We start from the raw sequence: 10,981 nt of genomic DNA, 5'->3' as shown, positions 1-10,981 counted from the left end.
GCTGGCCGGCCGGTCCGGCGGCAGTGGCGGCGCCACCCTGGCCAACCTCGCCGAACTGCTCCCGCAGTGGCTCGCCACCGCCCGCGCCCGGGGCCTGCGCCCGCCCGGCGCACTGATACCCGGCCTGCTCGACGCCGCCCGCGCCCGCAGCGAACTGCGCTCCGACGCCGTCGCGCTGGCCGGACCGCTGGGCCGCTGGCTGGCCGAACAGAACCCCGACTGGCGCTTCGTGCTGCGCACCGCCGCCCCCGACCCGGCCGAGCAGCCCGGCGGGCCCGTCGACCACCAGCTGTGGCACGAGGGCCTGTTCGCCGAGCGGGTCACCCACCTCACCCTGCTGCGCCGCCGCGATCCGGCCGCCGGCCTGGAGCTGCTGAGCGGCACCTGGTCCACCGAGCGCGCCGAGGACCGCCTGCTCTTCCTGGACGCCCTCCAGGACGGCCTCTCCGCCGCCGACGAACCCTTCCTGGAGGCCGCCCTCGGCGACCGCAGCAAGAACGTCCGCGCCACCGCCGCCGAACTGCTCTCCACCCTGCCCGGCTCGGCCCTCGCCCGGCGGATGGCCGAGCGGGCGAGGGCCGCCGTCCGGCTCGCCGCGGCCGGGACGCACCTGCTGGTCACCCCGCCCGCCGAGTGCGACGCGGCCATGCAGCGCGACGGCATACCGCCCAAGTCCCCCACCGGACGCGGCGAACGGGCCTGGTGGTTCGGCGAGGTGATCGCCGCCGCGCCGCTGCGGCTCTGGCCCGAGAGCACCGGCCTGACACCGGAACAGCTGCTCGCCCTGCGGGTCGGCGACAGCATCGACGAGACCAGCAGCAGCTGGGCCGACGACCTGCGCGAGGCCTGGGCGCGCGCCGCCGTCCGCCAGCACGACGCCGACTGGGCCCGGGCGCTGCTCGGCCCGGCGCCCGCACCGCCCGCCCGCGGCGCCGGACGGGCCCGCGCCCCCCGCGTCACCGGCGCCCCCGCCAAGCTGCTCGCTGTCCTCCCACCCGAGGAGCGGGCCGCCTGGACGGCCGCGTTCATCGAGGTGCACGGCCTGGGCGAGGCCTTCCAACTGCTCGGCGCCTGCGGCACGCCGTGGACGCCGCCGCTGTCCACCGCCGTGGTGACGGCCCTGGCCCGCGCCGCCGGCTCCGGCGCGTACCCGTGGAGCCACAGCGGGGTGCTCGGGATGACGGAACGCGCGCTCGCCCCGGAGACGGCGGCCGCCGTGGAGGAGCTGGCCGCCGGGGCCGCGCCCGACTCCGCCTGGTCGGAGACCTTCGCCCGGCTGGCCGGGACGCTGCGCTTCCGGGCCGCGATGCTCGCCGAACTCGACGCCTGACGCCCGTTCCCGAAGCGACGGAACGACGGGACGGGCCGGCCCCGCCGAAGCCTGGGGCCGGCCCGTCCCGCACCGTCAACCTCAGCCGGCCGCCCGCAGGTTGGCCGCGACCCAGGCCACGACGTCCCGGGTGGACGTGCCCGGGGTGAAGATGTCCGCGACGCCCATCGCCTTGAGCTCGGCGATGTCGTCGTCCGGGATGATCCCGCCGCAGAAGACCTTGATGTCCGCCGCGTCGCGCTCCTTCAACAGCTCCAACACCCGTGCGCACAGCGTCATGTGGGCACCGGAGAGGATCGACAGCCCGATGCCGTCCGCGTCCTCCTGGATCGCGGTGTCGACGACCTGCTCGGGCGTCTGGTGCAGCCCGGTGTAGATGACCTCCATACCGGCGTCGCGCAGGGCACGCGCAATGACCTTGGCGCCACGGTCGTGACCGTCGAGCCCCGGCTTGGCGACCACCACACGGATCGGCCCCGACACACTCATGACTGCCTCCTGGACCTCGTCGTCCACCATCCGACCGGACCTCGCGGGCCACGGGTGCGGTTAACGGCCAATAACCAACCTGAGGGGAGGTTAGCGCCACCCGGCCCGGTTGGCCGCGCCACCTCCCAAGAGGAGGGCAAAGTCACAGCCCCCGGCCTTGCTACCAGTGGGTATGCCCGTCCACCCGTCCACCGCACAGACCCTCGGCAGACCTCTTGACAACCGGAGGTTTTTCCGGGGCGTCGGCCTTGCGGCTACAGTCTCGGCTGATTTCTCCCCGCTTCCCCCGTACAGCTTTTCCCTGCCGCTTTCCCCGCCGCTCCCCTGCCCGACGACGCGCCCCAGGCCCACCGAGGAGGCAGCCCCCGATGGCTCCCGACGCAGCCGCCCGCCCGACCCGTGCGGAGCTGCGCCTCGCCGCCCGCGAGGAGTCCCGCACCCAGCGCCGCGGCGCCGCCAAGGCCGCCACCAGAACCGCACTGCTGCGGGTCGCGCTGCCGTCGGTGGCCGCGCTCGGGGTCGCCGCCGCGGCGGCCGTCACCGTGCGGGGCGAGGCCGATCAGCACGCCCAGGCGGCCGGCCGGACGGCACGGACGGCGGTCGACGCCCAGGGCAACCCGAACAGCCCGGACAACCCGGCCGACGGCGGCGCCGAGGCCGCCAAGACGGCCGCCCGGCAGGCGGTCGCGGCCGGCGACCCGGCCCAGGCCTCCCGCGGCGACGCCCGCCAGCCGCTGGCCGGCGCCCAGCCCGCCGACGCCCAGGGCACCCCGGGCGCGCAGCCGAGCGCCGAGCCCGTCAAGCCCAAGGTGGTCATGCCGGTCGCCCGGCACGGCCTCGGTGAGCTGTTCGGCGAGGCCGGCACCCACTGGGCCAACCGCCACACCGGCATCGACTTCCCGGTGGACGGCGGTTCCGAGGTGATGGCCGTCACCGACGGCACGATCCGCACCCAGTGGAACCCGTCGTACGGCTACATGACGGTGCTGAAGATGCCCGACGGCACCGAGGCCTGGTACTGCCACCTGCGGGCGTACAAGGTCCGCAAGGGGCCGGTGAAGCAGGGCGACGTCATCGCCTTCGTCGGCAGCAGTGGCAACAGCACCGGGCCGCACCTGCACTTCGAGATCCGCCCAGCCGGCAGCGGGCCGGTCGACCCGCTGCCGTGGTTCCTCTCGAACGGGCTCGACCCCCGCTGAGGCCCCGTCCGGCCTAGGAAACGCTCTAGAGCTTCTCCACCGGCGCGTAGCGCAGCAGCAGCTGCTTGCGGCCCTCCGAGCCGAAGTCGACCGTGGCCTGCGCCCGGTCGCCGACGCCGATGACACCCACCACCGTGCCCAGCCCGAAGGTGTCGTGGGTGACCCGGTCCCCGACCGCGAGCGAGACGGCGTCCCGTTCGACGGCCTGGCCGCCGCGTCGCGCCGACTGCCCCCAGCCCGCCTTCGGCTTCGACGAGGCCGACGAGCCCGAAGAACCCGACGAGGAGCGCGAACCGCCACCCCCCGACGAGGACTTGCCCCAGGACGACCCCGAGGAGAAGCCGCGCGCGGCCGGCGCCTGCGCCGCCCCCCTCCGCTTCCACTCCACCAGGTCCTCCGGGATCTCCTCCAGGAACCGCGAGGCCGGGTTGTACGCGGGCTGCCCCCAGGCGCTGCGCAGCACCGAGCGGGTCAGGTAGAGCCGCTGCCGCGCCCGGGTGAGCCCCACGTAGGCGAGCCGCCGCTCCTCCTCCAGCTCCTTGACCTGGTTGAGCGCCCGCATGTGCGGGAAGATCCCGTCCTCCATGCCGGTCAGGAAGACCACCGGGAACTCCAGGCCCTTGGCGGTGTGCAGGGTCATCATCGTGATGACGCCCCGGCCCTCCTCGTCGTCCGGGATCTGGTCGGAGTCGGCGACGAGCGCGACCCGTTCCAGGAAGTCGGGCAGCGAGCCGACCGGCGGGGTGCCCTCCTCGTCGGCGTCGGGCCGCTCGCCCGGGTCCTGCTCGTACTCCAGGGCGACGGAGGCGAGTTCCTGGAGGTTCTCCACCCGGGTCTCGTCCTGCGGGTCGGTGGAGGCCTGGAGTTCGGCCAGGTAGCCGGTCTCCTCCAGGACGGCCTCCAGCACCGCGGCCGGGCCCGCGCCCGACTCGACGACCTGCCGCAGCCCGGCCATCAGGACGTTGAACTTCTTCACCGCGTTGGCCGAGCGCGCGGCCATCCCGTACGCCTCGTCGACCCGCAGCAGCGCCTGGGCGAAGGAGATCCGCTCCCGTGCGGCCAGCGCGTCGACCATCGCCTCGGCCCGTTCGCCGATGCCGCGCTTGGGCACGTTGAGGATCCGGCGCAGCGGCACGGTGTCCTCCGGGTTGGAGAGCACCCGCAGGTACGCCAGGACGTCCCGGACTTCCTTGCGCTCGTAGAAGCGCACCCCGCCGACCACCTTGTACGGCAGGCCGACCCGGATGAACACCTCCTCGAACACGCGGGACTGGGCGTTCGTCCGGTAGAAGATCGCGACGTCACCGGGCTTGGCGTCGCCCGCGTCGGTGAGCCGGTCGATCTCGTCGGCGATGAACTGGGCCTCGCCGTGCTCGTCGTCCGCGACGTAGCCGACGACCTTCTCGCCGTGCTCGCCGGCCGTCCAGAGCTTCTTCTCGCGCCGGTTGGCGTTGCGCTCGATGACGGCGTTGGCGGCGCTCAGGATGGTCTGCGTGGAGCGGTAGTTCTGCTCCAGCAGGATCGTGGTCGCGTTCGGGTAGTCCTCCTCGAACTGGAGGATGTTGCGGATCGTCGCGCCGCGGAAGGCGTAGATCGACTGGTCCGCGTCACCGACGACGCACAGCTCGGCCGGCGGCACCTCGGACAGGCGCCCGGCGGCCGGGTTCACGAACTCCCCGTCCACGGTGCGCTTCGGCGCGGCCGCGACGGATCCGCCGCTCAGCTCGCGGACGAGCATGTACTGGGCGTGGTTGGTGTCCTGGTACTCGTCGACCAGGATGTGCCGGAACCGGCGCCGGTAGTGCTCCGCGACGTCGGGGAAGGCCTGGAGCAGGTTCACCGTCGTCATGATGATGTCGTCGAAGTCCAGCGCGTTGGCCTCGCGCAGGCGCCGCTGGTAGAGCGTGTACGCCTCGGAGAGCTTCTTCTCCATCGGGTTGGCGGCCTGGTCGGCGAAGGTCTCCTCGTCGATCAGCTCGTTCTTCAGGTTGCTGATCTTCGCGGTGAAGGACTTCGGCGGGAACTGCTTCGGGTCCAGGTCGAGGTCGCGGCAGACCAGCGACATCAGCCGCTGCGAGTCGGCCGAGTCGTAGATCGAGAAGCTGGAGGTGAAGCCCAGCACCTTGGACTCGCGGCGCAGGATCCGCACGCACGCGCTGTGGAAGGTCGACACCCACATCGCCCGGGCCCGCGGGCCGACCAGCGCCTCGACGCGCTCGCGCATCTCGCCGGCGGCCTTGTTGGTGAAGGTGATCGCCAGGATCTCGCCCGGCTGCACGCCGCGGGCGCCCAGCAGGTGGGCGATCCGGTGGGTCAGCACCCGGGTCTTGCCGGAGCCGGCGCCGGCCACGATGAGCAGCGGCGAGCCCGCGTGCAGCACCGCCTCGCGCTGCGGGTCGTTCATGCCCTCCAGCAGCTGCGCCGGATCCACCACCGTGCGGGCGGCGCCGTTGCGGTACCAGGCGTCCCGCGCGGTCTCGGCGGCGTGGTCGGTCTGGAACAGCCCCTCCGGGATGGCCTCCTCGTAGGCCTCGTACGGGGCGTCGTCCTCGTACGGCGGGGGCTCCTCGTCGAGGGGCACGGCGGGCTGCTTCGACCCGGCGGCGGGTGCCTCGAAACCGGGGAGCGGGAGGTCGTCAAAGAGGCTACTCATGGCACTCCGAGTCTATGGCCACCCACCGACAAGCCCGCCCGGCCCGGAGAAAACCGGACCGGACGGGCTCGCGACCGGGGCTCAGCAGCACATGGGCTCGGCCGCCCGGGCCAGGGCTCAGACCAGCCGGCGGGCGGTGGCCCAGCGGGTCAGTTCGTGCCGGTTGCTCAGCTGGAGCTTGCGCAGGACGGCGGAGACGTGGCTCTCGACCGTCTTCACCGAGATGAAAAGCTGCTTGGCGATCTCCTTGTACGCGTAGCCGCGCGCGATCAGGCGGAGCACCTCGCGCTCGCGCTGGGTGAGGCGGTCCAGGTCCTCGTCGACCGGCGGGGTGTCGGTGGCGGCGAAGGCGTCCAGGACGAAGCCGGCCAGCCGGGGCGAGAACACCGCGTCGCCGTCGGCGATCCGGAAGATCGCGTTGACCAGGTCGGTGCCGGTGATGGTCTTGGTGACGTAGCCGCGCGCGCCGCCGCGGATGACGCCGATCACGTCGTCGGCGGCGTCCGACACCGACAGGGCGAGGAACTTGACCCCGCCCTGCTCGCCCATCAGCCCGGCCGAGCGGCGCAGCACCTCGACACCGCCGCCGCCGGGCAGGTGGACGTCGAGCAGCACCACGTCCGGCCGGGTCTCGGCGACGACCCGCACCGCCGACTCGACGTCGTCGGCCTCGCCGACCACGTCGATGCCGGTCGCCTCGGTGCGGCCGATCTCGGCCCGGACCCCGGTGCGGAACATCCGGTGGTCGTCCACCAGGACGACTCTCGCGGTGCGCTCCGGCGCTGCCTCAGTCATTCGTTCTCTCCATCTCCAGCTCGACCTCGGTCCCGCCGTCCGGCGCGGGCCGCACCCGTGCGGTGCCGCCGTTGCGCTTCATGCGGCCGATGATCGACTCCCGTACGCCCATCCGGTCCTCGGGCACCGTGTCGGGGTCGAAGCCGGGACCGTGGTCGCGGACGAACACCGACACCGTCTTCCCCTCCACCTCGGCGTAGACCTGGACCGGTCCCCCGCCACCGTACTTGGCCGCGTTGACGGTCGCCTCCCTCGCGGCCTGCATCTGGGCCGCGATCCGGTCGTCCATCGGGCAGTCGCCGACGATCACGACCTCGACCGGGACGCCGTGCCGGTCCTCGACCTCGGCGACGACGGCGCGCAGGCTCTCCGCCATGGTGTCGGGAGCGGCCTCGGCGGCGGCCTCCGGGCGGTACAGCCACAGCCGCAACTCGCGTTCCTGGGCACGGGCCAGCCGCAGCACCTCCTTGGGGTCCTCGGCCCGGCGCTGGATCAGGGTCAGGGTGTGCAGCACCGAGTCGTGGACGTGCGCGGCGATCTCGGCCCGCTCCTGGGCGCGGATGCGGGCGGTGCGCTCGGCACCGAGGTCCTGCCACAGGCGCAGCCCGTACGGGCCGAGCAGCACCAGCACCCCGGCGAGCACCGCGAGCGAGGCCTCGACCACCGAGCCGAGCGTCGAGCCGCTGCCCTGCATGGCGAGGAAGGCGATGGTGCCGGCCACCACGAGCAGCACGCCGGTGCCGACCCGGGTGTAGGCGCCGCGCCGCTTGTCGCCCTCCTCCAGGCCGAACCAGCGCTGCCAGCGCGAGTCGTCGGCCTGCCGCCAGACCAGCGCGACGCCGACGCCGATCGCCAGCAGCGGCCAGGTGTACGGCTTGGCGGTCTGCAGGCCGAGCGCGTTGAGCAGGGCGGTGATGCCGATCACCATCATCACCAGGGCGGCGAGCTGGCCGAGGCCGCCCTGCCCGGTCTTGCCGGCCGCACTGTCCTCCCCCTCCGCGGGGGCCGCGGCCGGCTCGCCCTGGAGGGCGTGCTGGAGCAGTTCGCGCAGCCGGCCGAGCCAGCCGCCGCGGCCCTTGCTCAGCGCGCCGCCCGGCTGCTGCCCCGACCCGGTCGGGACGAAGGCGCCGTTGACGTACACCCAGTGGGCGGCGCCGCGCTGCGCGGGCTCGCCGATGCCGATCGGCACCACGAACCAGAACGCCGCGTACAGCAGGGTGCCGATCCCCTGCGCGAAGAACAGCAGCACGAACGCGAGCCGCACCCACCGCACCGGGAGCCCGAGGTGCACCGCGAGCCCCTGCGCGACGCCGCCGAGCATCCGCCCCTGCGGGCTGCGGTAGAGCCGGCGGTACGGCGGCCGTCCGCCGTCGGGCGCGGTCGGGTCGGTGCCGCCCGCCGGCACGGCGTCGGGGGCGAGGGGTCGGGGGTCGGAACCGGGTGCTGCCACGCCACCGATGGTTCCACGCCCGCGCACGCGGACGCATCAGGGTGTGTCCCTGACCCCTTCTCAGGGACAAGTCAGGGTCCGGGCAGGGCTCGCACCGGTTGGGCCGGGCCGGGGCAGCCGGGAGGATGGTGCCCATGACCGACGACCACCGCATCCAGGAGACCGGGCCCGCCGCCCCGCCGGAACCGGAACGCCCCCCGCTGACCAGGACCGAGCACCACCGCGTGGTGGCCGGCGTCTGCGGCGGCCTCGGGCGGCACCTGGACATCGACCCGGTGGTCTTCCGGGTGGTCACCGTGGTGCTCTGCCTCTCCGGCGGCCTCGGGCTGTTCCTGTACGGCCTGGCCTGGCTGATCGTCCCCACCGAGCCGGTGCCGGACGGCCGGGGCGGCACCCGGCACGGGCGCACCGAACTCCAGCGGGTGCTCACCGGCCGGGTGGACGGCCAGTCGGTCGGCGCGGTGCTGCTGGCCGTGATCGGTACCGGGGTGTTCTTCTCCTCGATGGGCCAGGACGACCAGTTGTTCCCGCTGCTGCTGCTCGCCGGACTGGTCTTCCTGGCGGTGCGCTACGACCCGGACCGCCGCCGCGGCCGGGCGCGCCGACGCCGCCCCGGCGGCCCGTACGACCGCCACTACCCCGACGGGGAGCAGTACGGCCCGTCCCCGTGGTCCGGGGCGGAGGACGACGAGGCCGCCCGCGCCCGGCACGCGGCCGAGCGCGCCGCCGGAACGGTGCCCGCCGACTCCCCGGCCCCCGGCCCGACCGGCTACCTGTGGGACCCGCGCCACCCCGAGCGCAACCCGTACGGCGCCGGCCCCACCCCGCCGTTCGGCACCCCGGTGCCGCCGGCGGGCGGCCCGGCCCAGCCCTGGTGGCAGCGCGTCGACCTGCCCGCGGGCGACCCGCTGCGCAAGGACGGCCCGGCCTGCCGGCCCCGGCCCGCCGCCGCCCGGCACCCCCGGGAGCGGTCCGCCCTCGGCTTCTTCGGCCTGCTGCTGGCGATCGGCGCGGGTGCCGCGGTCTGGTCCGTCTCGGCCGGCCACACCAGCGTCACCGTGCTGAGTGCGACCGTGCTGGCCACCGCGCTGCTGGTGATCGGCCTGACGCTGCTGATCGGCTCGAAGTTCGGCCGGGCCCGCAAGCTCGCGGTGACGGGCCTGATGCTCACCCTGGCGCTGGTCTTCGTCGGACACTCCCCGGACTCCATGCGCAACGCCGTCGGCCAACGCGACTTCACCGTCGTCGCCTCGGCCGACCTCCAGCCCCGGTACTCCCTGGGGGCCGGCCAGCTCCGGCTGGACCTGAGCGGGCTCGACCCGGCCGGGACCACCCTCACCAGCAAGGTCGAACTCGGCGCCGGCGAGCTGACCGTCATCCTGCCGCCGGACGTGACGGTGAACCTGGTGGCCCGGGTGGGCCTCGGCGACGTCTCCGCCCCCGGTGACCGCAACGACGGCACCGGCCGCCACACCTACCTGCTGCCACCCGGCAGCGGCCATCCGTCCAAGGGCACATTCGATCTCGAACTCGCGGTCGGGATCGGCAACATCAAGGTGGTCCAGCAGTGAGGAAGCACCGGCTCGACCTGTTCTCGCTGATCGCGGGGGCGCTGTTCAGCACGATCGCGGTGGTCTACCTGGTCGCGGCGCTCAACGACCAGGCGGTGAACGGCCGGATCGTCATCCCGGTCACCTTCATCGTGCTCGGCCTCGGCGGCCTGGCCGGCGCGGTCGCGGCGGTCACCCGGCGCGGCCGCACCGACCGCCGGGACTGAACGCACCCGATCAGGCTCAGCTCTGCAGCGGCCCGAGGTTCAGCTTGTCGCCGGCCTGGGTGACGGTGTACTTCGGCAGCGGTTTGACCGCCGGCCCGTTGACCACCGCGCCGGTGGCGGCGTCGAACCGGGAGCCATGGCAGGGGCAGTACAGCTGGCCGTTCTTCGGGGCGTCGACCGCGCAACCGGAGTGGGTGCACACCGCGGACAGGCCGCAGTACTGGCCCGCCTTGGGCTGCACGATGTAGACGGCGTCCCCGGTGGCCGGGTCCTTGACCTGGGCCGAGCCGCCGACCGGCACGCTCGCGGCGGCCACCGAGGGGGCCGGTCCGGACGGCGCCGGGGTGGTGGCCGGGGCCGCGGACTGCTTGGGCGCGGAGTGCTTGGCCCGGCCGAAGGTCCGGGTGAGCGAGCCGGTGAGCAGCCCGGCGCCGCCGATCGCGACGGCGGCGATCCCGCCGTCCACCAGCGCCCGGCGCCTGACGCGGTCCTCGCCCAGCCCGCGCCCCCGGTCCCGGCCGGCCCGCCGGGCGAGGTAGCCGTCCACCGACAGGTCCGGGGTGCCGGCCAGCAGCAGCGGTGTCCAGGCCATCAGGTAGCCGAGGTCGTTGCCCAGGTAGTACGGCGAGACGCTCCAGCTGATGGACAGCCAGAGGCTGAGGTTGATCATCGCGCCGCCGAGCGCCGCGACCCGGCCCCAGAGGCCGAGCAGGGTGCCGAGGCCGACCGCCAGCTCGCCGAAGGCGACGGCGAGCGCGAACAGGGTGGGCGCGTCCAGGGCGGCGCCGAGCAGGAAGGAGATCGGGCTGCCGCCCTTGACCGCCTGGGCCTGCGAGACGAACGACGCCGGGTCGGCCGCCCCGGCCAGGTAGTGCGCGTCGGACAGTTTGTCGAGGGCGGCGTACACGAAGGTGACGCCGAGGAAGAGCCGCAGCGGCAGCAGCGCGTACCGGGACGCGGACGCCCGCCACTGCGCCGCCCGGTCGGCCAGACCGGCCGCTCCCCCGACACCCGCTCCCCCGACGCCCGCTTCCCCGTCACCCGCCACGGAGTTGCCAGCCTCCGACATCGCTCACACCTTCCCTCGCGGCCCGCCACTCCCTGACAGGTCCGGTCCGCATTCTGCCCGCTCCCGATCGCTTTCGGTGGGAGGTCCCCACCCGGGCGGCCGCCCCACCGCGAACGGGGCGGGGGGGGGGGGCCGGGGCGGGTGCGAGGGGTCTGCGCGCGGCGACACCAGGGGCCGCACGGCGCGCGGGGGGGGTGGGTGGAGCCGACCCAGAGAGCA

The 10,981-nt window shown here is 74.3% G+C and carries 9 protein-coding genes and 1 pseudogene; 4 read left to right on the top strand and 6 right to left on the bottom strand.

What is annotated here, in order from left to right; genetic code table 11:
- Positions 1 to 1,330: DUF5691 domain-containing protein (locus ACFV61_RS07310; protein WP_380490532.1), on the top strand; the 1,330-nt coding region annotated here is incomplete at its 5' end.
- 81 nt (positions 1,331 to 1,411) lie between these two features.
- On the opposite strand, the gene ACFV61_RS07305 is transcribed toward ACFV61_RS07310, so the two are convergent.
- The gene (locus tag ACFV61_RS07305) at positions 1,412 to 1,819 is read right to left on the bottom strand and encodes a cobalamin B12-binding domain-containing protein (RefSeq protein ID WP_063351339.1); all 408 of its coding nucleotides are present in this window, start codon (positions 1,817 to 1,819) and stop codon (positions 1,412 to 1,414) included.
- 368 nt (positions 1,820 to 2,187) lie between these two features.
- Here ACFV61_RS07305 and ACFV61_RS07300 point away from each other — a divergent pair, with 368 nt between their 5' ends.
- Entirely contained in the window at positions 2,188 to 3,018 is an 831-nt protein-coding gene (locus ACFV61_RS07300) for a M23 family metallopeptidase (RefSeq protein ID WP_380490530.1), read from the top strand.
- Positions 3,019 to 3,043: 25 nt separating this feature from the next.
- Here ACFV61_RS07300 and pcrA read toward each other — a convergent pair whose 3' ends face one another.
- From pcrA to ACFV61_RS07285, 3 genes are all read right to left on the bottom strand, one after another.
- Positions 3,044 to 5,671 (bottom strand): DNA helicase PcrA, encoded by a 2,628-nt coding sequence (gene pcrA / locus ACFV61_RS07295; RefSeq protein ID WP_380490528.1) that lies wholly within the window; start codon positions 5,669 to 5,671, stop codon positions 3,044 to 3,046.
- Positions 5,672 to 5,788: 117 nt separating this feature from the next.
- Complete coding sequence (locus ACFV61_RS07290) at positions 5,789 to 6,466, bottom strand: response regulator transcription factor (protein WP_063349012.1); 678 nt, start codon at positions 6,464 to 6,466, stop codon at positions 5,789 to 5,791.
- Positions 6,459 to 7,787, bottom strand: a complete 1,329-nt coding sequence (locus ACFV61_RS07285; protein ID WP_380426847.1) for a PspC domain-containing protein — start codon at positions 7,785 to 7,787, stop codon at positions 6,459 to 6,461. Before ACFV61_RS07285 ends, ACFV61_RS07290 begins: the two co-directional genes overlap by 8 nt.
- Positions 7,788 to 8,050: 263 nt before the next feature.
- On the opposite strand from ACFV61_RS07285, the gene ACFV61_RS07280 reads away from it, so the two are divergent.
- Together ACFV61_RS07280 and ACFV61_RS07275 are read left to right on the top strand one after the other, a co-directional pair.
- A complete protein-coding gene (locus tag ACFV61_RS07280) occupies positions 8,051 to 9,487 on the top strand; it encodes a PspC domain-containing protein (protein WP_380338906.1) in 1,437 nt (478 codons plus the stop codon).
- Positions 9,484 to 9,693, top strand: coding sequence for a hypothetical protein (locus ACFV61_RS07275; protein WP_063349010.1), 210 nt, complete (start codon positions 9,484 to 9,486; stop codon positions 9,691 to 9,693). The genes ACFV61_RS07280 and ACFV61_RS07275 overlap by 4 nt, the downstream gene beginning before the upstream one ends.
- 16 nt (positions 9,694 to 9,709) lie before the next feature.
- On the opposite strand, the gene ACFV61_RS07270 is transcribed toward ACFV61_RS07275, so the two are convergent.
- Complete coding sequence (locus ACFV61_RS07270; RefSeq protein ID WP_279634955.1) at positions 9,710 to 9,994, bottom strand: Rieske (2Fe-2S) protein; 285 nt, start codon at positions 9,992 to 9,994, stop codon at positions 9,710 to 9,712.
- Positions 9,995 to 10,201: 207 nt separating this feature from the next.
- Positions 10,202 to 10,762 (bottom strand): annotated as a pseudogene (locus ACFV61_RS07265) (DoxX family membrane protein); the annotation flags it as partial.
- Positions 10,763 to 10,981: the final 219 nt, after the last annotated feature.

This window comes from Kitasatospora sp. NPDC059817 (assembly GCF_042731835.1).
Taxonomy (GTDB): Bacteria; Actinomycetota; Actinomycetes; order Streptomycetales; family Streptomycetaceae; genus Kitasatospora.
The sequence above is the reverse complement of the archived record's forward strand: the minus strand, read 5'-3'. Positions and strand labels throughout refer to the sequence as shown.